Origin of the sequence: Afipia sp. GAS231 (genome assembly GCF_900103365.1) — a bacterium.
Classification (GTDB): Bacteria; Pseudomonadota; Alphaproteobacteria; order Rhizobiales; family Xanthobacteraceae; genus Bradyrhizobium.
Genome location: NZ_LT629703.1, coordinates 5,427,182 through 5,449,977, shown reverse-complemented (window position 1 = coordinate 5,449,977; position 22,796 = coordinate 5,427,182). Strand labels below are relative to the sequence as shown.

Genomic DNA, 22,796 nt, shown 5'->3' with positions numbered 1-22,796 from the left:
CGCTTCGCGCTTCTGCCCGGGCATCACGAGAAACCTGTGCAGCCCGATTTTCTGAACGACTCTTGAGTCCGCTAAGGCTGGGTCTGCGCCCACAGCATCGCGTCAACGATGGCCTCGCGCAATTTCGGGCGCAGCGCGTCGTCGCATTCGATGAACGCCAGAATGGAGCTGGCACGAACCGCAAAGCGGTTGCGCTTGTCGGCATCGATCTCTTCAGCCGACGGTGGCTGTTTCAAAAATGGCTGTGTCAAAAATCTGTCCCATCAGTTGCCAAATCCGACCGCACGGGAGACGAAACAGCGAAAAACGCCATCGTCCCAAATGGTCCACCGGTCGAACGGACACTCAATTCTTATTCAAGACTTGCCTTGGTTCAAGACTTGCCCTGGTTCAAAACCTGCCTGCAATTCAAAGCTCGAACTCAATACCCTGAACTCAACTCAATTGTTACGCTTGATGTTACGCTTAATGCATTGCGCTTAATGCATTACGCATAATGCCTGACGTATTGCGCATAATGCCTGCGTTGCCGCCTGCGTCACCCGTTCATCCAAACAAAATCGGATTGGGTCACGCTCCGGGATCACCTTTAGATTGCATATTCGCACCCTCCCTGGCAACCCCGAACGGCCGATGGCGCGCGGCGCGCCGCGTTTCGCGACCGCGCATGGTCGCGATGCATCTGCCCCATTGATGCAGCCGTCAAATCCGTGTCTGTGGCGGGTGCTGGGCGGGCCGCGGCGCCATGACCGGGCGCTGCCAGGCGCGAACCCGCTTTCACTTCGTTCGAAAACGCAATGGGCCGCGAATGTCTGCTTCCGAACCAGCCTCCCGCGCTCCGGCCGGCAACTGGATCGCCAACCAGCCCTATCTGCTGCTCTCGATCACCGCGATGTGCTGGGCCGGCAACGCCATCGTCGGCCGGCTCGCGGCCGGGCACATCGCGCCAGTCACGCTTTCGTTCCTGCGCTGGACGTTCGCGTTCCTGATCATCCTGCCGTTTGCCTGGAAACATCTGGTGCGCGACTGGGCCGCGATCCGCGGCCGCCTCGGCATCATGATCGTGCTTGCGATCACCGGCATCGGCGCCTTCAACACCCTGCAATACTGGGCGCTCGAGCACACCCAGGCGCTCAACACGCTGCTGCTGCAGTCGGCGTCCCCGCTGGTGGTCGCGATCTGGTCGCTGCTGCTGCTCGGCATACGGCTGACGCCGGCGCAGGCGTTCGGCGTGCTGCTGTCGCTGTGCGGCGTGCTGGTGATCCTGCTGCATGGCGACCTCACCACGCTGTCCAAGATCGATTTCAACAAGGGTGACCTGATCTTCATCGTGGCGCTCGTGATCTTCGCGCTGTATTCGGTGCTGTCGCTGAAGCGCCCCGACATCCACGCGCTGTCGTTCGTCGCCTTTACCTTCGGCGCCGGTGCCGCCTGCCTGATCCCGCTGTTCATCTGGGAACTGGTCGCGCGGCCGCCGATGGAGTTCAACACCGCCAACCTGCTGACGCTGGTCTATGTCGCGCTGTTTCCCTCGACGCTGGCCTATCTCTGCTTCAATCGCGGCGTGCAACTGATCGGCGCCAACCGCGCCGCCCCCTTCTTTCACGTGGTGCCGGTGTTCGGCACCGTGATGTCGATCGCCTTCCTCGGCGAACATCCGCAGGCGTTCCAGTTCATCGGCTTTGCGCTGGTCTTGACCGGTGTGTTCGTGGCGTCGCGAAAGCAGCAAAGCACGTAGAGCCGGTTCTGAGACTTCGCTTGAAAACGCTACGCGGTGACTTGGCGGGTCAAATCCGCTATCGTTCCGGAATGCTTTGCAAGGCACCCCGATGAGAGCGCGCGCCAGCAATCTGATGATCGGCACCCTGACCCTGGCCCTGATTGCCGGGTCGTTCGGCGCGTTCCTGACCTACCGCAAGATCGCCGGCATCCGGCAGCAGGTGCCTTTCCGGGTGATCTTCGAAGGTTCCGCTTCCGGCCTGCGCAGGGGCGGCAGCGTCAATTTCGCCGGCATCCGGGTCGGCGAGGTGGTGTCGCTGAAGCTCGACCATCCGCGCCGCGTCGTGGCGCTGACCATGATCGACGGCGCCACGCCGGTGCGCAAGGACACCCAGGTCGGCCTCGAATTCCAGGGCCTCACCGGTATCGCGGCGATCTCGTTCACCGGCGGCTCCGACGGCGCGCCGCCGCCGCCCAAGGGGGCGGACGGCATTCCGGAACTGACCGCCGACGCCGAAGGCACGCTCGGGCTGCAGGAGAAAATCCGCCGGGCGCTGCGCAACGTCGACAAGGCGATCACCGACAACGAGACGGCGGTCAAGGACACGCTGCTGAATTTCGAAACCTTTACCGCTTCGCTGTCCGGCAGCGGCGAGCGGATCACCAACATCGTCAACACGGCGGACGCCGGCATCAGCAGCGTCGACAACGCGCTGACCAAGACCCAGGATTTTCTCGGTGGCCTCGCCAGCGACAAATATGGCGGCGAATTACTACCGACCGTGATTTCGATGCGCGAATTGATCGAGAGCTTTGACAAGAAGTCCGACAGAATGCTGAACGATGCCCGGAAAATGCTCGGCGATCTCAGCCAGTCCATCAACAGCAGCAAGTTTGGCGCAGCGCCGCCAAGGCGATAGGCTGAAGCCACGACAATAACAAAAACAGGAAACGCCGTGCTCGACAAATCCGCCACCGTCACCCCGCCGCCCGCCACCGTCACCCGCGCCGAGAGCACCGTTCCGCGCCATCTGAAAAAGTATCTGGCGCTGGATGATTTCGAAGCGACGGCACGGCGGCGAATTCCGAAATTCCTCTACGGCTATATTTCCGGCGGCGCCGAGAGCGACGCTGCGGTGCGCGACAACCGCAAAGCGCTCGACGAATACGGTTTCGTGCCGCGCGTGCTCAACGACGTCTCCGGCCGCGACCAGACCGCGACCTTGTTCGGCAAGAGCTACGCCTCGCCGTTCGGCATCCCGCCGATGGGCTCCTCGGCGCTGTGCGCCTATCGCGGCGACATCGTGCTGGCGAAGGCCGCGCGCGAAACGAACGTGCCGATGATTCTCAGCGCCTCGTCGCTGATCACGCTGGAAGACGTCCGCCGCGCCAATCAGGATGCGTGGTACCAGGCCTATCTCGCCGGCGTGCCGGAACGGATCGAGCCGCTGGTCGATCGGGTCGCTGCGGCCGGTTACGACACCTTCGTGGTCACGGCCGACGTTCCGGTGCCGCCGAACCGCGAGAACAACATCCGCAACGGCTTTCAGGTGCCGCTGGCGATCACGCCCCGCGTCGCCTTTGATGTCGCGAGCCATCCGCACTGGCTATTCGGCACCTGGGCGCGCACCGTGAAGAATTTCGGCATGCCGCATTTCGAGAACATGGACGCGCAGCGCGGCCCGCCGGTGCTGGCCAAGAACCTGATGCGCAATATCGGCCATCGCGACCAGCTCGCCTGGAAGCATGTCGAACTGATCCGCCGCCGCTGGAAGGGCAAGCTCGTGGTCAAGGGCCTGGTCTCGCCCGCCGATGCGCGAATCGCGCGCGAGAGCGGCGTCGACGGCCTGATGCTCTCCAACCATGGCGGCCGCCAGCTCGACTACACCCTATCCGGCCTGCGCACGCTGCCGGAGATCGCAGCGGAATCAAAAGGCATGACCATCATGGTCGACGGCGGCATCCGCCGCGGCACCGACGTGATCAAGGCGCTCGCGCTCGGCGCCCATTTCGTCTGGATCGGACGTCCGTTCCTCTACGCCGCGATCGCCGGCGGCGAGGCCGGCGTGACCCGCGCGATCACCTTGCTGCAGGCCGAGATCGACCGCGACCTCGCACTGCTCGGGATTCGCAAGCTGAGCGAGATCACGCCGGATCTGGTAAGGAAGTTTTAGCTCCCGTCATTGCGAGGAGCGAAGCGACGAAGCAATCCATCTATCCGAGAAGAAAGTCTGGATTGCTTCGCTGCGCTCGCAATGACGGCAGTAACTACCCCACCTTGAACTTGCTGTACGCTTCCTTCGTCGCGATGATCACATGCTCGGCGCAACCATTGGTGCGGTGCGGATCGCAGTTCGTCTCGTAATCCGTCGACGTCATCATGTCGATGAACGCCGCCACATCAGGATAATACACCAGCGCCAGATAATCCCACTGATTGCCGGCCTCGGCGCCCAGCGCCACCGCCTTGGCGTCGCCGGTCCACAGCAGCGTGCCGCCGCGCGCCTTGATCATCGGCACCGTCAGCGCACTGTAGCGCAGATAGGCGTCCCAGCCGGAGCCGTCGCCGTCGAGCGAGCGCTCGCGGAATCGCATCAGGTTCACCATCACCACCGGCGCCTGAAGCTCCATCGCTTCGAGACCCCTGACGTTCAACAGATCGACGCCCATTTTTTGCTCCCCGGCAACCAACAGAGCCTTGATTCAACAGAGCCTCAATTCAACAGAACCTTGCACATTGTAGCATTGCAGGCGCGGGACTTGTCGCGCGATATGATTCCGGCGCAACGTTGTCAGAGATCATGTCCCAGCCCGCCCCTTCAGCGCCGTCCCCAGGTCCGGTCCGCTGGCTCAACAACCAGCCGTATATTCTGCTGACCCTGACCTCGCTGTTCTGGGCCGGCAATATCGTGCTGGCGCGCCATGTTGCCGGCCACGTACCACCGCTGACGCTGTCCTGCCTGCGCTGGTACGGGACGTTCCTGATCCTGCTGCCGTTCGCCTGGCCGCACCTGAAGCGCGACTGGCCGGTGTTGCGCGCGCATCTGCCGCTATTGTTGCTGCTGTCGGTACTCGGCTTTGCCTACAACAACGCCGTTTCGTTCTGGGCCATGCAATATACCGAGGCGCTGAATGCGCTGCTGATCCAGTCCGCCGGCCCGCTGTTCGTGGCGGTGTGGACGTTGGCTTTGTTCGGGGTCCGCTTGACCGGTGCTCAACTTGCCGGGATCGCGATCTCGCTGGTCGGCGTGCTTACCATCATTCTGCGCGGCGACTGGAGTGCGCTCGCCGGCATCCGCTTCAACCGCGGCGACCTGATGTTCGGCAGTTCGCTGGTGGCGTTCGGGCTGTATTCGGCGCTGATGCTGCGCCGGCCGGTGACGCATCCGCTGTCGCTGATTTCGTTCACCACCTGCTGCGGCGCGACCATGCTGGTGCCGTTTTCGATCTGGGAGTTTTCGACCGGCGTGACGCTGAAACTCGATGCGATTTCGATGGCGACGCTGGCTTACGTCATCATATTCCCGTCGACGCTGGCCTATACGTTCTTCAACCGCGGTATTGCGCTGATCGGGCCCAATCGTGCGGCGCCGTTCTTTCATCTGGTGCCGATGTTCGGTTCGGCGATGGCGATCCTCCTGCTCGGCGAGCAACTCCGGCTGTATCACCTGGCCGGCTATGCGCTGGTGCTTGCCGGCGTCGTGATTGCGTCAAGACGCGCCTCGGCGAAGGCGTAGATTTAGTGGTACAGGCAGGCTAGCCTGCTCGCCAACACACCAAAAACCTATTTGAGGAAACGTACGATGATCGCATTGTCGCACCCGTGCCGGCTCGCCACGGCTGCCATTTACCTGACGCTGACTGCCGCGGCTTTCGCGCAGGCGCCCTATCCGAACCGCAACATCACGCTGGTGCTGCCGTTCGCCGCCGGCAGCGGCACCGACACCACCACCCGCCTGATCGGCAAGGAACTCGGCGTGGCGCTCGGCGTCAACACCGTGATCGACAACAAGGCCGGCGCCAACGGCTCGATCGCGGCGAGCTACGTCGCCCGTTCGCCGGCGGACGGCTACACGCTGTTCGTGACCACCAACACCACGCATTCGGCCAATCCGTTTCTGCTCAAGACCATGAGCTACGACCCGGTCAAGGATTTCACCCCGATCGCGCGAACCGGCGACCTGCCCTTCATGCTGGTGATCAATCCGGAAATTCCGGCCAACTCAGTCGCCGAACTGATCGCGCTGGCGAAGAAGGAGCCGGGCAAGTACTCCTATGCCAGCGGCTCTTCGTCGGCGATCGTCTCGGGCGCGACCTTCGCCCGCCTCGCCGGCATCGACCTCCTGCACGTGCCCTACAAGAGCTCGCCGCCGGCGCTGACCGACGTGATCGCGGGCCGCGTCTCGATGATGTTCGTCGACGTCCCGACCGGCCTGCCGCACGTCAACGGCAAGGCGCTGAAGGCGCTTGCCGTCACCACCAAACAGCGCTCGGCGCTGCTGCCGGAGCTTCCGACCATGGACGACACCGTGAAGGGTTTTGATATCACCTCATGGCAGGGCTATCTCGGCCCGGCCAACATGCCCAAGGATATCGTCGTCAAGCTGAACGCGGAAATCCGCAAGATCGTCGAGCGGCCGGACATCAAGAGCCAGCTCGCCGAGCGCGGCATGGAAGCCTTCTCGGGCCCGCCGGAAGAGTTCGACGCGTTCCTGAAGGAGCAGCTGGTGCTGTGGGAGAAGCTGATTACGGCGGCGGGGATCGAGAAGCAGTGACGGCGCTCCGACAAATTACGTGTCCCGGACGCGGTGCAGCGTCCTTCACGCTGCGCCGCAGAGCCGGGACCCATGGACCCCGGACCAGCAGCGCATCACTACGTGCTGCGCTGCATCCGGGGAACGCGACGGTGATCGCTGGTTACGCCGCGCGGACCTTGGCCAAAAACTCATCGACCGCGCTGCGCAGCATACCGGACTGGTTGTCGAGTTCGCGGGCGTTCGACAGCACTTCGGAGGCAGCCTTGCCGGTCGCCGCTGCCGCCGTGGTGACGCCGCCGATATTGGCGTTGATCTCGCTGGAGCCTGCCGCCACCGACTGGATGTTGCGCGCGATCTCGCGGGTGGCGTCGCCCTGCTGGTCGATCGCGGTCGAAATCGAGACCGTGATTTCGCTCATCTGGGCGATGGTCTCGGTGATGCCGCCGATCGAGGTCACAGCTTCGTTGGTCGAAGCCTGCATCGCCGCAACCTGCGCCGAGATTTCCTCGGTCGCCTTGGCGGTCTGGTTGGCCAGCGCCTTCACTTCGGAAGCGACGACCGCAAAACCGCGGCCGGACTCGCCGGCGCGCGCGGCCTCGATGGTGGCGTTCAGCGCGAGCAAATTGGTCTGCGCGGCGATGGAGTGAATAAGTTTCACGACTTCGCCGATCTTCTCGGCGCCGGTCGACAACGCGCCGACGGTGGCGTTGGTGCGCTCGGCATCGCCGACCGCCTTGCTGGCGATCTCGCTGGAGCGCGCCACCTGCCGGGAAATCTCGCCCACGGAACTCGACAATTCCTCCGCGGCGGCGGCAACGGTGCCGACATTGTTCGACGAGCTTTCGGAGGCTGCGCTGACGGTGGCGGCGCGCGCACTGGCGTCGCTGGCGGTCGTCGTCATCGACTGCGCGGTGGACTGCATGCCGGCGGCAGCCGTCGATACCGAACGGACGATACCGGTGACGCTGCGCTCAAAATCGCTGGCGATATTCTCCATCGCCACGCGGCGCTCCGCCGCGGTCCGGGCCTGGGTCGCAGCCTCAGCCTCTTCGAGCCCGCGGATGCGGACCGCGTTGTCCTTGAAGATCTGCACGGTGGCGGCCATCGCGCCGACTTCGTCGCCGCGGCCGAGGCCAGGAATCTCGCCGTCGAGCTTGCCGTCGGCCAGCGCCCGCATGCGGTCGCCGAGGGCGCCGAGTGGCTTGGAAATGCTGCGGCCGATCACCCAGGCGATGCAGCCCGCAATCAGGCCGATACCGAGAATGGCCAAGGCCAGCAGCCACGCGATCGGCGCCAACTTGGCATCGAGATCGTCGAGATAGGCGCCGTTGCCGACATAGATGTTCCAGCCGGGAATGGCGGCCGCATAGGCGATCTTGCGGATCGGCTTTTCCTCACCGGGCCTCATATACTCGTAGACCATGGTGTGCTCGCCCTTGGCGGCAACGCCATCGCGCCATTCGCGCCCGATGTTTCTTCCATTGGTGATGGTATCGAGGCGGTTCTGGCCGATCTGCCTGGGATCGGGCGCCAGCACCGTGACGCCTTCCATGGTCGAGCCGAACAGATAGCCCTGGCCCTTGTCGAAGGTCAGCGAATTGCCGCGCTTGCCGAATTCCGCGATCGCCGCTTCCTTGGTCATCTGGCCGGCATCGACCTGCTTCTGCAGCCCGGCCGCCATGTTGCGCGCCATGTCGACGACCGCGTGAAGCTGGTCGATCTTGGCGTTCATCATTTCGCGTTGCACGAGGTAGCCGGCGAGAACGCCCGCCGCGCAAAGGCCGAGCAAGGTCACGCCCACCAAAATACCGAGTTTGGGGGTGATCGTCATATTGGTCAGCTTCACGGGAGATCTCCGGAAAAATGGCGCGCTGGACGCGCACGCGATTCGCGAGGGAACGGTCGGCGCCACGCTAGTTCCCCACCATTTAGCGCTTTGTTACGAAACGGCTCCGTAGAAGCACGGGCACGAAAAAAGCAGCAATCGTCAGACAGCAGCGAGGCGCCCGACGCCCAACTCTATCGTCATGGCCGGGCTTGACCCGGCCATCCACGACTTACTTTCTTTTCGCTGCGTCCAAAGACGTGGATGCCCGGGACAAGCCCGGGCATGACGACGTTTGGGTGTGACGCGTGAAACTTACGCCGCGCGGACCTTGGCCAAAAATTCATCCACCGCGCTGCGCAGCATGCCGGACTGGTTGTCGAGTTCGCGGGCGTTCGACAGCACTTCGGACGCGGCCTTGCCGGTCGCTGCGGCCGCGGTGGTGACGCCGCCGATATTGGCGTTGATCTCGCTCGATCCGGCCGCCACCGACTGGATGTTGCGCGCGATCTCGCGGGTGGCATCGCCCTGCTGGTCGATCGCGGTCGAAATACTCACCGTGATCTCGCTCATCTGCGCGATGGTCTCGGTGATGCCGCCGATCGAGGTGACGGCTTCGCTGGTCGAAGCCTGCATCGCGGCAACCTGCGCCGAGATTTCCTCGGTCGCCTTGGCGGTCTGGTTGGCCAGCGCCTTCACTTCGGAAGCCACGACCGCGAACCCGCGACCGGATTCACCGGCGCGCGCCGCTTCGATGGTCGCGTTCAGCGCCAGCAAATTGGTCTGCGCGGCAATCGAATGGATCAGCTTGACCACTTCACCGATCTTCTCGGCGCCGGTCGAGAGCGCGCCGACGGTGGCGTTGGTACGCTCGGCATCGCCCACGGCCTTGCTGGCGATCTCGCTGGAGCGCGCCACCTGGCGGGAGATCTCGCCGACCGAACTGGAGAGCTCCTCCGCGGCGGCGGCAACGGTGCCGACATTGTTCGACGAGCTTTCGGCTGCGGCGCTGACCGTGGCGGCGCGCGAACTGGCGTCGCTGGCGGTCGCCGTCATCGACTGGGCGGTCGACTGCATGCCGGCGGCAGCCGTCGATACCGAGCGGACGATGCCGGTGACGCTGCGCTCGAAATCGCTGGCGATATTTTCCATCGCGGCGCGGCGATCCGCCTTGGCGCGGGCCTGGGTCGCAGCCTCGGCCTCTTCCAGCCCGCGGATGCGGACCGCATTGTCCTTGAAGATCTGCACGGTCGCAGCCATCGCGCCGACTTCGTCGCCGCGGCCGAGGCCGGGGATCGCGCCGTCGAGCTTGCCGTCGGCCAGTGCCTGCATGCGCGCGCCGAGTTCGCCCAGCGGCTTACTGATGCTGCGGCCGATCATCCAGGCGATCGAGCCTGAAATCACGCCGATACCGAGAATAGCCAGGCCCAGCAGCCACGCGATCGGCTTCATCTTGGCATCGAGATCGTCGAGATAGGCGCCGGTGCCGAGGTACATGTCGAAGCCGGGGACGGCGACGGCGTAGCCCATCTTGCGGATCGGCTTTTCCTCGCCGGGCTTCACATATTCATAGAACAGCAAGATCGAGCCGTTGGCCTTGACGCCGTCCATCAGTTCCACGGACAGCTTGCGGCCGTTGGTCACCACGTCCATGCGGTTGGTGCCGACCTGCTTGGGATCGGGCGCCATAATCGTGATGCCGTTATAGGCGGTGCCGAACAGGTAACCCGCGCCCTTGTCGTAGGTCAGGGTATTGGCCCGCTTGCCTAACTCGGCAATCGCAGCTTCCTTGGTCATTTCGCCGGCATCGACCTGCTTCTTCAGGCCGGCCGCCAGATTAAGACCCATATCGACGATCGCCTTGGTCTGGTCGAGGCGCGCATTGAACATCTCGCGCTGCATCAAATAACCCGCGAGGATGCCGGCCGCGCAGAGGCCGAGCAGGGTCACACCCACCAAAATACCGAGTTTGGGGGTGATCTTCATATTGGTCAGCTTCACAGGGATTTCTCCGGTAGCGGGTGCGCGGGCATGCGATTGGCGGATTGATTCAAGGCACGGTATCGTGAGACCCTTTAGAACTCTGTTAAGCGTCCTCCGTAGAAGTCCTGACCAGGCGACAAAAGGGAAGGTCCCTCGGAGGACCGGGAATGCGACGGAAAACGGCCAACGCCGTGAAAAAGGCCGCGTGAACGATGAAGACGGCGCCGCGTTGTCGCCGTCACAACCAACACCGAAGAATAAAATCGGGGGAAACAGGAAATGCCGAAATTCAGGATTTTGACGCCGAAGGGCGCGAGCTTCTCCGTCGCCAGCAGCAATTACGACTATGAAAAGGAGGCGCTCGATCCGATCGACGCCGAAATCATCGAGGCGCCAGCCAACGAGGCGGAATTCATTGCCGCCGCCAAAACCGCCGACGCGATCTACGCCAAGAGCATGCGGATCACCAAAACCGTGATCGACGCTTTGGAAAACTGCAAGGTGATCACGCTCGGCAGCGTCGGCGTCGACAGCGTCGACGTCAAGGCCGCCACCGCCCGCGGCATCCCCGTCACCAACATCCCTGACACCTTCATCGAGGAGGTCGCCGATCACGCCATGATGCTGTTGCTCTCAGGCTTCCGGCGGCTGGTCGAGCAGGACAAGATGGTGCGTTCCGGCCGCTGGTCCGAGGGCCGCCCGGCCCTTTTGAAGATCCCGCGGCTGATGGGCCAGACGCTCGGCTTCATTTCGTTCGGCCGCGTCGCGCGTGCGGTCGCCAAGCGCGCCGCCCCGTTCGGCCTGCGGATGATCGCTTACGATCCCTTCATCCAGGAAACCCTGATTTCCGACCATGGCGTGATCCCCGCAACCCTGTCGGAGGTGCTGTCGCAATCCGACTTCCTGTCGATGCATGCGCCTGCCCGGCCCGAGGTGCACCACATGCTCGGCGAGAAGCATTTCAAGCAGATGAAAAAGAGCGCGATCTTCATCAACACCGGCCGCGGCGCCACGGTGGACGAGGAAGCGTTGATCAAGGCGCTGCAGGAAGGCTGGATCTCGCATGCCGCCCTCGACGTGCTGGAAACAGAACCGCCGTCGCACAACAACCCGATGCTATCCATGGAAAACGTCACGCTGACCGCCCATGTCGCCTCGGCCTCGGCACGTTTCGACGAGGCGCGCAAGCGCCGTGTGGGCTACGAATTGTCACTGGTCCTGCAGGGAATGTGGCCGGTAAGCTGCGTCAATCCGTCGGTGCTGCAGAACACCGCGCTTCGCCGCTGGCAACCCGTCAGCATGGATCGCGGACCGAATAGCTGACACCGCGAGTACGTTCGAACGGAAGGTTCACCGGCGATTCAACGCCGGGAACCCAAAAAACAGGGAGAACACCATGAGGAACGACATCACCCGTCGCGATGCGCTCGTGCTGGGCGTTTCCACTGCGGCGCTTGCGGCCACCGGCACATCGGCGCGCGCGGACATCAAAGCCGCCGACGTTCCGGCGCCGGCGCTCCCGATCGAAAAAGGCGCGAGCCTGCGCATGCTGCGGCCGGTCCGGTTCGTGCCGGCCGACGAAGAGGTGTTCCGCGCCAATGCCGCCAGCTTCACCGCCAAGACCGGCGTCGAGGTCAAGGTCGACTTCGTCGGCTGGGAAGACATCAACCAGCAGACCGCGGTGACATCAAACTCAGGCGCCGGCCCGGATATCATCATCGGTTTCGGCGACTCGCCGCACATCTATGTCGACAAGCTGGTCGAACTCACCGACGTCGCCGACTACATCGGCAAACGCTATGGCGGCTGGCTGGCATTGGCCAAGAAATACGGCATGAAAGGCAAGAGCAACGTCTGGATCGGTTTGCCGTTCGGCGCCAGCGGCGGCCCGCTGGTCTACCGCAAGTCCATTCTCAAGTCGGTCGGCTTCGACCGGGTTCCGGACGACCATGCCGGGATTCTCGACCTCTGCAAGAAGCTGCAGGCGGCCGGCAAGCCGGCGGGCTTCGCGCTCGGCAACGCCGTCGGCGACGGCAACGGCTTTGCAAGCTGGCTGTTGTGGTCGCACAACGCTTCCCTGCTGGACGAAGAAGGCAACGTCATCATCAACAGCAAGGAAACCATCGCCGCGCTGAATTACCTGAAACAACTCTATCCGACCTTCATCGCCGGCACGCCGTCGTGGAACGACGTCAGCAACAACCGCGCCTACTCGTCCGGCGAAATCGCGCTGACCGCCAACGGCGTCTCGCTGTATTTCTCGCTGAAGAAGGATCCGGCGACGGCCGCGATCGCCGAGGATACCGAACACCAGTTGCTGCCCAAGGGCCTGGCACCGGTCCCGCCGATGTCGGGATTGACGCTGAACGCGATGGTGTTCAAGCACAGCCCGTATCCCAACGCCGCCAAGGCCTTCCTGCAGTTCATGCTGGAAAAGGAGCAGTACGAGCCCTGGCTCAACGCCAACAGCGGCTACTGGGCGCAACCGCTGGCGGCTTATGCCGATGCCGCGGTGTGGTCGGGCGATCCCAAGGTCGCGATCTTCAAGGACACCATGAAGAGCAACTATTACAACGGCTACAAGGGGCCGATCTCGACCGCGACCGGCGCCGTCAACGCCGACTACGTGCTGGTGCAGATGTGCGCCTCCGTCGCCACCGATGCCGCGACGCCGGAAGCCGCGGCAGCCGAAGCAGAACGGCGGGCGAAGCGGTATTTCCGCCGCTCTTGATGCCGTCATTCCGGGATGGTCCGCAGGACCAGACCCGGAATCTCGAGATTCCGGGTTCGATGCTCGCGCATCGCCCCGGAATGACTGGGCTCCGAGGATCAAAACCTGATGTCCGTGACCACACTCCCATCGCGGCGAACCATTCATCGGCAGCCGGGCTGGCTGGTGCGGCTGTTCGACTACAAGCCGTTCCTGATCACGGTCTGCCTCGCGCCGGCGATCGGGTTGCTCGCGGTATTCCTGACCTATCCGCTCGGCCTCGGCGTCTGGCTCGCCTTCACCGACACCACCATCGGCCGGCGCGGCGTGTTCGTCGGCCTCGAAAACTTTCAGTATCTGCTCAGCGATCCCCTGTGGTGGAACGCGGTGTTCTACAGCGTAATCTACACTGCGATCGCCACCTTCGGAAAATTCGCGCTCGGCTTCTGGCTGGCGCTGCTGCTGAACAATCATTTTCCGTTCAAGAACCTGCTGCGCGCCATCATATTGCTGCCGTGGATCGTGCCGACGGTGCTGTCGGCGCTGGCGTTCTGGTGGATCTACGATCCGCAGTTCTCGATCATCTCCTATCTCCTGGTCGACGTGCTGCACATCCGCACCCACAATATCGATTTCCTCGGCACGCCGTGGCCGGCGCGGTTCTCGCTGATCGCCGCCAATATCTGGCGCGGCATACCGTTCGTGGCGATCTCGCTGCTGGCCGGCCTGCAGACAATTTCACCTTCGCTCTATGAGGCGGCGATGCTGGACGGCGCCTCGGCCTGGCAGCGCTTCCGCTACATCACCTTCCCGATGATGATGCCGATATTGGCGATCGTGATGACGTTCTCGATCATCTTCACCTTTACCGATTTCCAGCTGGTCTACGCCATCACCCGCGGCGGTCCGGTCAACTCGACGCATCTGCTGGCGACGTTGGCGTTCCAGCGCGGCATCGCCGGCGGCGAACTTGGCGAAGGTGCCGCGATCGCGGTCTCGATGATCCCGTTCCTGGTGTTCGCGACCTTGTTCAGTTACTTCGGCCTTGCCCGCCGCAAATGGCAGCAGGGAGAGAGCAATGACTGACGCGCAAAGTACTCAAGTTTTGCAATCCACCAACGTCGCCAGCGCCACGCCGGATACCATGGCGTGGGATTCGCGGGCGCGGCGGGTGATGATGATCTATCTGCCGCTGTCCTGCTTCGTGCTGATCCTGCTGTTTCCGTTCTACTGGATGGCGATCACCTCGTTCAAGCCGAACGCCGAGCTGCTGAATTACAAGGAGCACAACCCGTTCTGGATCACCTCGCCGACCATCGACCACATCCGGCATCTCCTGTTCAACACCGCCTATCCGCGCTGGCTGAAGACCACGATGTTGGTGGCGATCGGATCGACGACCCTTTCATTGTTCGCTTCCACGCTCGCGGCCTACGCGATCGAGCGGCTGCGCTTCCGCGGCAGTCCCTATGTCGGCCTCGGGATCTACCTCGCTTATCTGGTGCCGCCGTCGATCCTGTTCATTCCGATGGCGACGGTGGTGGTGCAGTTCGGCCTGTTCGACAGTCCGCTGGCGCTGATCCTGGTGTACCCGACCTTTCTGGTGCCGTTCTGCACCTGGCTCCTGATCGGTTATTTCAAATCTATCCCCTATGAGCTCGAGGAATGCGCGCTGGTCGACGGCGCGACGCGGCTGCAGATCCTGTGGCGGATCACGCTGCCGCTGGCGGTGCCCGGCCTGATCTCGGCCGGCATCTTCTCCTTCACGCTGTCGTGGAACGAATTCATCTACGCGCTCGCCTTCATCCAGAGCAGCGCCAACAAGACCGTCCCGGTGGCGATCCTGACCGAACTGGTCTCCGGCGACGTCTATCAATGGGGCGCGCTGATGGCGGGTTCGCTGCTCGGCTCGCTGCCGGTCGCGGTGTTCTATTCGCTGTTCGTCGACTACTACGTCTCCTCGCTGACCGGCGCGGTGAAGGAATAGCGCGATGCGCTTCACCTCTCCCCGCTTGCGGGGAGAGGTAGCAGCGACATCGGTGCCTAGCCTGAAGGAATCATCACCACGCCCTTGTCCTTCGGCCACCGCACCCGCCACGCGAAGGCAATGTCCCTGACCTCGCCGGGCTTGGCGTCATAGGCCCATTCCAGCACGCCGCGTTTGTCGCGCAAGTTGGTTGCGGTCGGCGGCGTCGTGGCGGGGAGCATTTCGACCTGGATTTCCTCGTTCTCGCTGACCGGCAACTGGTCCTCGATTGCGATTTTGATCGGGAAGTCGTGGCCGTTGCGCACCGTGGTCTTGAACGAACGCTCGTCGGTCTTCGACGTCGTCACGATCAGGCCGGCCGAGCCTTCGTTGCGTTTGACGACGGCGCGTTCGATCTTGATCTTGTCGTCGGCGCCGAAACCGAGCCGCACCGTCTCGTCCTTGCCGGCGGCGGCCAGCTGGCCGCGACCGACGAAGCTGCCGTCGCGATAAATCGAGACCCGGCCCGGCAGCAGCGGCGCGTCCTCGTTCTGCTTGAAACTGGCTTCGAGGAACGCGGTCGGATCCCTCACCGGCACGGCGCGCACCGCCAGATCGGGCGCCAACGTCACGCTCGAGACGCGCAGGCTCTTGGCGCCTTCGCTGGCGCCGAGACTGACGCGGCCGGGAATCTTGAACATCACCTGGAAGCCTCCGACATCGGCCGTGGCCTGCTGCTCGTCGGCGCGTTCGGGAGCCGGCTCGGCCAGCTTGGCGAGCCCGCCGCGCGCAAACAGCCGCTGGCTGTCGGAGGCCGCACCCATCGGTGCCGCCGGCATCGGGCGCGGCGGTTGCGGATACTGCACGATCAGCGAATTCAGGTCCGGCGCGTTGCCGCCGCGCGCGGTGCGCACGGTCGAGACCGACAGCGCGACATTGGACCAGTCCTCGCCAGTGTTCTGGGTGATCTCGGCGCGGCGCACCAGTTCGAGCGCGGGCTTGCGCTCCTTCGCGCCGGTATCGAGCCGCGCGTCGTACAGCGGCACCCAGCGAGCATTGCGCACCGCATAGGTCACGCGCAGCGTCGCTTTGGTGGCGGCAGCCGCCGCCAGGTCGATCCGCACTTCGAGCCTGTTCGACGGCTTCTGTGCGCGATCCTGTTCGAGTTGCGCGATCTGCCGGTCGAGTTCGCGCTGCTTGCGTTCGGCGTCGCGGATCGCCGTATCGGCGGAGGCAACTTCCTCACCGACCGCGGCAAAGGCAGCGCGCCACTCGGCAATGGGGCGTGCCTCGCCCTTGTCGCCGATGCCGGCCGGTGAGGCTTCGGCAAAGCGCTCGGCGAACTTGCGCCGCGCGGCGGCGGCTTCGATCGCGCCCTGCAGGTTGGCGCGCTCGTCTTTCAGCGCCTCGATGCGCTTGTCGAGTTCGGGCAGGTTGGCCGGAGGCGCCGCGCGCGGCGGCCTGGTGTCGATCGCGCCGATGGTGAGTTTCGCACCCGCCTCGCCTTCGACCCGCAGCGACGACGGATCCAGCGTCAGCGGAAAATCCTTGAGGATCGCCGAATGGTCGCCGGCCGGAAGATCGAGTGTGATGACCCGCGTGACGCTGGCGCCATCGGGATAGACGGTGACGGCGTCGACCGCCGAAGCGGCGTCGAGGTCGGCCGCCCGCGCCTGTGCGGCGGCGAGCCCGGCCAGGACAACGAGGCTGGTCGTAACAAGACTGTTGGCAATCGATCGCATGGATTCCCTCCTTGATCCGTCGTCAAGACGGTGCGCAAAAGCCCACCACCCCTGGTGATGAGACGCAGCGGAGAAGGAACCGGTTCGATTGGGGTTTCCATGTGGCTGGCCAGCGGCAGGACCGCGGCCACGGGTGCGACAGCGTCGCAGCCCTTTCAGGGATAGCGAGCCTGATGGCGATTCTGGCTGAACACACGACGGAGCAGTTCGGCCGCGGTGCGGGCGCCGACCTTGCGCATGATGCCGGCCCGATAGCCTTCGATCGTTCGTGCGCTGAGGCCGAGATAGCGCGCAATTTCCTTGTTGGTCTCGCCGATCGCAAGCCGCGCCAGCACCTCGCGCTCGCGGGCGGTCAAGGGCTCGCCGCCGGGAACATAGAGCGAGACCTTCGAAAGATCGTCCGTCGATGCCGACTCCGAATGTTCGGCGATGGCTTCCTCGAACCGCTCGACGACTTCGCTGATGCGGACCGGCTTGACGATGAAATCGGACGCGCCGTGGCGGATCGCATCGACCGCCAGCGGAATGGCGCCATGGGCCGAGGTGACGAAAATCGGCGCCGGGCAATTTTCCGAACGGAGTTTCTTCAGCACCTCGAAGCCGGAGCGGTCGACCGCGTCGACCTCGATGAAGACGCCGGCCGGCGTGCGGGTTTTTGCGTAGGACAATAGCGCGGCGCCGTCGGCAAAGCTGATGACGTCGTAGCCTTTTTCCTGCAGGCCGTTCGACAGCGCTTCCCGCGTTCTCGCGTCATCGTCGATGACGAATACCTCACGTCTGGACGTCGCATTCCACGGCATGGCTGCCCCCAGGCAAAAAATACTTTGATCGATATGGCTTTGGGGGATCGCCGGCAGGTGACCGAAACAGACGGGTCAATAATTGTGCTGCGATCCAACGAGCCCGGCGCTCAAACGCGCCGGTGTCCCGGTATTTCGGTCACGTATTTATACTGGATCGGAACAATGCGTTTGACCGATGGGGACAGATATTTTACATTTCGGGACATCGATTGAAGATTGAAGCATGACCGATCTGATACGCAGCGCCAGCCTGACGCATTACGCAGAGATTGCCCGATCCGTGGGCATCGACCCCAGGGCGATGCTGAAACAGGCACGGATTCCGCTGCATTGCCTTGAGAGCCCGGACCTGCGCGTCGCCGTCGGCAGCGTCCGCCGCCTGCTCGAAGCCTCCGCCGAGGCCGCCGGTGTCGAGGAGTTCGGACTGCGGCTGGCCGAGCGCGGCGGCTTCTCCGCGCTCGGACCGGTGGCGCTCGTGGTTCGCGAACAGGCCACCGTCGGCGCGGCGCTCGAAGCGCTGGCGCGCTACATTCAAATTCAGAACGAGGCGATGCGGCTGGAAATCGACCGCCGCGATGACCTGGTCACGATCGCGATGTTCCTGCGCGGCGGCCCGCAGCGCGCCACCCGGCAGTCGAGGGAATTGGCGCTGGGCCGAATCCACCGGCTGATGGTCTCGCTGATGCCGGCGGACTGGCGGCCGCTGGAGGTTCATCTGGCGCATGCGCCACCGCTGCGCCGGACCTATCACCGAAAATTCTTCGGCTGCGATGTCACGTTCGATTCCGAGTTCGACGCCATCGTCTGTCACGCGCGCGACATGCACCGCGCGATCCCGACGGCGCAGCCGATGCTGGCGAGCTACGTCGAGAACCGGGTGAAGGAAATCGGCGCGCGCCCGGAACACTGGGACGGCAAAGTGCGCGAGCTGATGCGGGTGCTGCTGCCGGGCGGCAACTGCACGATCGAAACCGTCGCCGAGCATCTGGCCTGCGACCGCCGCACCATCCATCGCCGCCTCAGGGAATGCAGCACGACTTTTTCCACCATCCTGGATGCCGAGCGCGCGGATATCGCGATGCGGCTGGTCGAGGACGGCAACCGGCCGCTGAAAGAGATCGCCGGGCTGCTCGGCTTCTCGGCGCAGAGCGCGCTGGCGCGGTGGTTTCGCGGCAGGTTCGGCTGCAGCATCACCGATTGGCGCGGCGGCGGCCGGCGGCGGGCGATGATGGCTGCCCGCTGGTAGCGAATAGCGTTTTCGAGCGAAGCATGCCCTCGGACTTGATCCGGGGTGGATACCGGTTCGCGTAAAGAAAACGCGTCAAACAAAAGAGCCCGGTTCTGATTTAATCAGAACCGGCCAGCCTCACGCCGCGCGTACCGAGTTCAGGAATTTGCCGACTTCGAGCTTGAGACGGTTGCTGTCACCCGACAGCGACTGCGCGGCCGAGAGCACCTGCGCCGAGGCCGAACCGGTTTCGGTCGCGCCCTGCTTGACGTCGGAGATGTGCGCGCTGACCTGGGTCGTGCCCATCGCCGCCTGCTGCACGTTGCGCGAGATTTCCTGGGTGGCGGCGCCCTGCTCTTCCACGGCGGCTGCAATGGTCGACGAGATTTCCGACAGTTTTGCGATGGTGCCGCTGATGTCCCGGATCGAGCTGACGGAATGCGCCGTGGCGGACTGGATGTCGGCGATCTGGCGGCCGATATCGCCGGTCGCCTTGGCGGTCTGCTCGGCCAGCGCCTTGACTTCGGAAGCCACCACCGCAAAGCCGCGGCCGGCCTCACCGGCGCGCGCCGCCTCGATCGTCGCGTTGAGGGCCAAAAGGTTGGTCTGTCCCGCGATGGTGTTGATGAGTTCGACGACGTCGCCGATCCGGGCCGCCGCCAGCGACAACTCGCCGACCCGGTCGTTGGTCTGCTGCGCCTGACCGACGGCCTCGTTGGCCATCCGCGCCGATTCCTGCACCTGGCGGCTGATCTCGTTGACCGAGGAGGATAGCTCCTCGGTCGCCGACGCCACCGACTGCACGTTGGTCGAGGCCTCCTCGGAGGCCGCCGCCACCATGGTGGCAAGTTGCTGTGAACGCGTCGCGGTCGAGGTCAGCGCATCCGCCGAGGCTTCCAGTTCGGTGGAAGCCGAAGACACCGTCTCGACGATCTCACCGACCGCGCCTTCGAAACTGTCCGCCATCCGGATCATGTCGGCCTTGCGCTGTTCGGCCAGCAGCCGTTCCTGCCGGCTCTTTTCCTCGGCTTCGTCCCGCGCCTTTTGCTCGGCATTGATCTTGAAGGTCTCGACCGCCTGCGCGATCTCACCGATCTCGTCGCGCCGGCCGAGGCCGGGAAGCACGACGGCAAAATTGCCGTTGGCAAGCTCGATCATGGCCGTGGTCATGGCTTTCAGCGGCTTCGACACCGAGCGACCGATCAGGAGACCTGCGCCCATCACCAGCACCGCAATCACGGCAATGGCGACGCCAATCAGGCGCTGGATGTCTTCCCGTTCAGAGCGGTCCGACTGCTCGGCCTCGGCCCTGATTGCGGTCACCGATTTCGATACCCCCTCGATCACCGGCTCGACCGCCGCAAACGCCTCCGACATCGACTTGAGTTCGGCGGCCAGCTTCAGCGCCTGGCCCATCCAGGCCTGGAAGTCGCGCTGATAGTCGGCGAGCTTCTGCGACAGCTCGGTCTTGGCGGCTTCCGGAATAGTCGCGTTCTCGACGCCGGCGAGGAATTCGGCGCTGCGCTTTTTCATGTCCTCGCCATATTTGGCGTCCCGCCGCAGCATGAAATCCTTTTCGTGGCGGCGCATCGTCAGCATGGTGACCAGCAGCGACTGCTCATGCAGCGCCTCGACCCGCGCTTCGATATCGTGAACCGAATTGCGCAGGCGTCCTTCGAGGCCCGACTTTTCGTCGAGGCCGAGCTCGCGCTTCTGTTCGACGACGGCGACGAAATTCGCCTGATACTTTTTGAGCGACGCCTGCATCGCCTCGATCTGGCGGGCGAGATCGGGCTTGCCGATCGCAACGACCTTGTCGCGCAACCGGTCGATATCGACGGCAACGGATTTGCCGATCTCGATCTGGCTGTCCGCCTTCTTCGCGTCGTTGCGCAGCAGGAAATCCTTTTCGGCCCGGCGGCCTTCCAGCAATTCCACTTCGATCTGGCGGTTCAGTTCGGCGACGCTACGCGCGCTTTCCGCGGCGCTGCGATACCCGGCCACCGCGTTCTCACCGTAGAGGTGGATGCCGCCGACCAGCACGACGCCCATCAGGCCGATGACGCCGATCGCCGTAATCTTGTGGGTGAGACGCAAGGAAAGAGACCGCATGCTGATCTCCTGAGGAGGTCGGTTCGAAACGAGAAACCTGTTCCTGCAGCTTTAGCGCGCGATCCTGCAACTTTTAGTAAAGTTCTAACCACGTAAGATTACGTGTCGCTGCGCAAATTGCAGGCAGGTACGCGACGACCCCTCCCGCAGAGGGAGGGATCCAAATCGCAATGCCGAAAAAACAGGCGGACTGGAACGTCAGCGCCTTCTTAAAAAGTCAGCGCCTTCTTAAAAGGTCAGCGCCTTGGCCTGCTTGACCTGCGGCAACGCCTGCACCTTGCTAAGCACGTCAGCGGGCACAGCACCGTCGACCTCGACCAGCGCGATGGCGTCGGCGCCCTGCTTGACGCGGCCGAGATGGAAGGTGGCGATGTTGAGCTTGGCGTCGCCGAGCAGGCTCGCGAAAGCACCGATGAAGCCCGGCTTGTCCTCGTTGGTGACGTAGATCATCGACTTGCCGAATTCGGCGTCGATGCGGATGCCCTTGATGTCGACCAGCCGCGGCTTGCCGTCATGATAGACGGTGCCCGAGACCGAACGCTCCTGCCGCTCGGTCGAGACGGTCACCGTGATCAGGCTTTCGTAGTCGCTATGCGCGGCGCGCACGATCTCGTCGACCACCATGCCGCGCTCCTTGGCGACAACCGGCGCCGAGACCACATTGACCTCACCCAGCATCGGCCGCAGCAGGCCCGACAGCACCGCCGACGTGATCGCCTTGATCTTCATTTCGGCGACATGGCCCTCATAGGTGATCTGCACCTTGGCGATGCCGGTCTCGGTGAGCTGGCCCGCGAACGAGCCGAGTTTTTCGGCAAGCTCGATGAATGGCTTCAGCTTCGGCGCCTCTTCCGCCGTGATCGACGGGAAATTCACCGCGTTCGAGATCGCGCCGGTCAAAAGATAATCCGACATCTGCTCGGCGACCTGGAGTGCGACGTTCTCCTGCGCTTCCGTGGTGGCGGCGCCGAGATGCGGCGTGCAGATCACGTTGGGATGGCCGAACAGCACGTTGGTGGTGGCGGGCTCCTCGACGAACACGTCGAAGGCGGCGCCCGCGACATGCTTGGAGTTCAGCGCATCGACCAGCGCCTGCTCGTCGACCAGGCCGCCGCGGGCGCAGTTGATGATCCGCACGCCCTTCTTCATTTTGGCGATCGCAGCCACGTCGATGATGTTCTTGGTCTTATCGGTCAGCGGGGTATGCAGCGTGATGAAATCGGCGCGCTTGAGCAGCTCGTCGAGCTCGACCTTCTCGACGCCGATATCCTTGGCGCGCTCCGGCGACAGGAACGGGTCGAACGCGATCACCTTCATGCGCAGGCCGAGCGCACGGTCGGCGACGATGGCGCCGATATTGCCGCAGCCGACCACGCCCAACGTCTTGGCGGTGATCTCGACGCCCATGAAGCGGTTCTTCTCCCACTTGCCGGCCTGGGTCGAGGCGTCGGCCTGCGGAATTTCGCGCGCCAGCGCCAGCATCAGCGTGATCGCGTGCTCTGCGGTCGTGATCGAATTGCCGAACGGCGTATTCATCACGATGATGCCCTTGGCGGTGGCGGCCGGGATTTCGACATTGTCGACGCCGATGCCGGCGCGGCCGATCACTTTCAACCGGGTCGCCTTCTCGAGAATCTTGGCGGTCGCCTTCGTCGCCGAACGAATGGCGAGCCCGTCATAATTGCCGATGATCTCGGCGAGCTTGTCCTTGTCCTTGCCGAGATTGGGCTGGAAGTCGACCTCGATGCCGCGATCCTTGAAGATCTGCACGGCGGCGGGAGAGAGCGCGTCGGAAATGAGAACCCTTGGCTTGGACATCTGAATGTTTCCTTCGCCCTCCCCTGGAGGAGGAGGGGCGGCGCGACGCGCCGGAGTGGGGTGAAACTGTCAATGTGAAATTTGCGTGCGTCGGATTGGGAGAGCGATCACCGCAGCCCGACGCATCTCACGG

Annotated in this window: 18 protein-coding genes; 10 read left to right on the top strand and 8 right to left on the bottom strand. The window is 63.8% G+C overall.

The window, feature by feature from the left end; genetic code table 11:
• Positions 1-71: 71 nt before the first annotated feature.
• Positions 72-251, bottom strand: a complete 180-nt coding sequence (locus BLS26_RS35985; protein ID WP_157676589.1) for a hypothetical protein — start codon at positions 249-251, stop codon at positions 72-74.
• A 557-nt stretch (positions 252-808) separates the two neighbouring features.
• On the opposite strand from BLS26_RS35985, the gene BLS26_RS25775 reads away from it, so the two are divergent.
• The 3 genes from BLS26_RS25775 to BLS26_RS25765 all read left to right on the top strand — a co-directional run bounded on the left by BLS26_RS25775 (position 809) and on the right by BLS26_RS25765 (position 3,893).
• The gene (locus BLS26_RS25775) at positions 809-1,738 is read left to right on the top strand and encodes a DMT family transporter (protein ID WP_092515385.1); all 930 of its coding nucleotides are present in this window, start codon (positions 809-811) and stop codon (positions 1,736-1,738) included.
• A 91-nt stretch (positions 1,739-1,829) separates the two neighbouring features.
• Positions 1,830-2,639, top strand: a complete 810-nt coding sequence (locus tag BLS26_RS25770; protein ID WP_092515384.1) for an MlaD family protein — start codon at positions 1,830-1,832, stop codon at positions 2,637-2,639.
• A 111-nt stretch (positions 2,640-2,750) separates the two neighbouring features.
• On the top strand, positions 2,751-3,893 hold the full coding sequence (locus BLS26_RS25765) for an alpha-hydroxy-acid oxidizing protein (protein WP_371361027.1): 1,143 nt from the start codon (positions 2,751-2,753) through the stop codon (positions 3,891-3,893).
• A gap of 94 nt (positions 3,894-3,987) precedes the next feature.
• Here the strand turns inward: BLS26_RS25765 and BLS26_RS25760 are convergent, their stop codons facing one another.
• Entirely contained in the window at positions 3,988-4,389 is a 402-nt protein-coding gene (locus tag BLS26_RS25760; RefSeq protein WP_092515382.1) for a DUF1330 domain-containing protein, read from the bottom strand.
• 131 nt (positions 4,390-4,520) lie between these two features.
• Here BLS26_RS25760 and BLS26_RS25755 point away from each other — a divergent pair, with 131 nt between their 5' ends.
• Positions 4,521-5,456 (top strand): DMT family transporter, encoded by a 936-nt coding sequence (locus BLS26_RS25755; protein ID WP_092515381.1) that lies wholly within the window; start codon positions 4,521-4,523, stop codon positions 5,454-5,456.
• A gap of 66 nt (positions 5,457-5,522) precedes the next feature.
• Positions 5,523-6,494: a tripartite tricarboxylate transporter substrate binding protein gene (locus BLS26_RS25750; protein WP_092515380.1), complete on the top strand. Its 972-nt coding sequence runs from the start codon at positions 5,523-5,525 to the stop codon at positions 6,492-6,494.
• Between the two features lie 142 nt (positions 6,495-6,636).
• Here BLS26_RS25750 and BLS26_RS25745 read toward each other — a convergent pair whose 3' ends face one another.
• Both BLS26_RS25745 and BLS26_RS25740 read right to left on the bottom strand, forming a co-directional pair.
• Positions 6,637-8,322 (bottom strand): methyl-accepting chemotaxis protein, encoded by a 1,686-nt coding sequence (locus BLS26_RS25745; RefSeq protein WP_092515379.1) that lies wholly within the window; start codon positions 8,320-8,322, stop codon positions 6,637-6,639.
• Positions 8,323-8,616: 294 nt separating this feature from the next.
• Positions 8,617-10,302: a methyl-accepting chemotaxis protein gene (locus BLS26_RS25740; protein WP_092515378.1), complete on the bottom strand. Its 1,686-nt coding sequence runs from the start codon at positions 10,300-10,302 to the stop codon at positions 8,617-8,619.
• 261 nt (positions 10,303-10,563) lie between these two features.
• Between BLS26_RS25740 and BLS26_RS25735 the strand changes: the two genes are divergently transcribed.
• From BLS26_RS25735 to BLS26_RS25720, 4 genes are all read left to right on the top strand, one after another.
• Entirely contained in the window at positions 10,564-11,607 is a 1,044-nt protein-coding gene (locus BLS26_RS25735) for a C-terminal binding protein (RefSeq protein ID WP_092515377.1), read from the top strand.
• A gap of 73 nt (positions 11,608-11,680) precedes the next feature.
• The gene (locus tag BLS26_RS25730) at positions 11,681-13,015 is read left to right on the top strand and encodes an ABC transporter substrate-binding protein (protein ID WP_092515376.1); all 1,335 of its coding nucleotides are present in this window, start codon (positions 11,681-11,683) and stop codon (positions 13,013-13,015) included.
• Between the two features lie 108 nt (positions 13,016-13,123).
• Positions 13,124-14,080: a carbohydrate ABC transporter permease gene (locus BLS26_RS25725; protein ID WP_092515375.1), complete on the top strand. Its 957-nt coding sequence runs from the start codon at positions 13,124-13,126 to the stop codon at positions 14,078-14,080.
• A gap of 58 nt (positions 14,081-14,138) precedes the next feature.
• Complete coding sequence (locus BLS26_RS25720; protein WP_371361025.1) at positions 14,139-14,981, top strand: carbohydrate ABC transporter permease; 843 nt, start codon at positions 14,139-14,141, stop codon at positions 14,979-14,981.
• A gap of 56 nt (positions 14,982-15,037) precedes the next feature.
• On the opposite strand, the gene BLS26_RS25715 is transcribed toward BLS26_RS25720, so the two are convergent.
• Both BLS26_RS25715 and BLS26_RS25710 read right to left on the bottom strand, forming a co-directional pair.
• Positions 15,038-16,702 (bottom strand): mucoidy inhibitor MuiA family protein, encoded by a 1,665-nt coding sequence (locus BLS26_RS25715; RefSeq protein WP_092515373.1) that lies wholly within the window; start codon positions 16,700-16,702, stop codon positions 15,038-15,040.
• 155 nt (positions 16,703-16,857) lie between these two features.
• Positions 16,858-17,502: a response regulator transcription factor gene (locus BLS26_RS25710; protein ID WP_092515372.1), complete on the bottom strand. Its 645-nt coding sequence runs from the start codon at positions 17,500-17,502 to the stop codon at positions 16,858-16,860.
• A 226-nt stretch (positions 17,503-17,728) separates the two neighbouring features.
• Here BLS26_RS25710 and BLS26_RS25705 point away from each other — a divergent pair, with 226 nt between their 5' ends.
• The gene (locus BLS26_RS25705; protein ID WP_092515371.1) at positions 17,729-18,751 is read left to right on the top strand and encodes an AraC family transcriptional regulator; all 1,023 of its coding nucleotides are present in this window, start codon (positions 17,729-17,731) and stop codon (positions 18,749-18,751) included.
• A 120-nt stretch (positions 18,752-18,871) separates the two neighbouring features.
• Here the strand turns inward: BLS26_RS25705 and BLS26_RS25700 are convergent, their stop codons facing one another.
• Both BLS26_RS25700 and serA read right to left on the bottom strand, forming a co-directional pair.
• Positions 18,872-20,845, bottom strand: a complete 1,974-nt coding sequence (locus BLS26_RS25700) for a methyl-accepting chemotaxis protein (RefSeq protein ID WP_092515370.1) — start codon at positions 20,843-20,845, stop codon at positions 18,872-18,874.
• A 228-nt stretch (positions 20,846-21,073) separates the two neighbouring features.
• A complete protein-coding gene (gene serA, locus BLS26_RS25695) occupies positions 21,074-22,663 on the bottom strand; it encodes a phosphoglycerate dehydrogenase (RefSeq protein WP_092515369.1) in 1,590 nt (529 codons plus the stop codon).
• Positions 22,664-22,796: the final 133 nt, after the last annotated feature.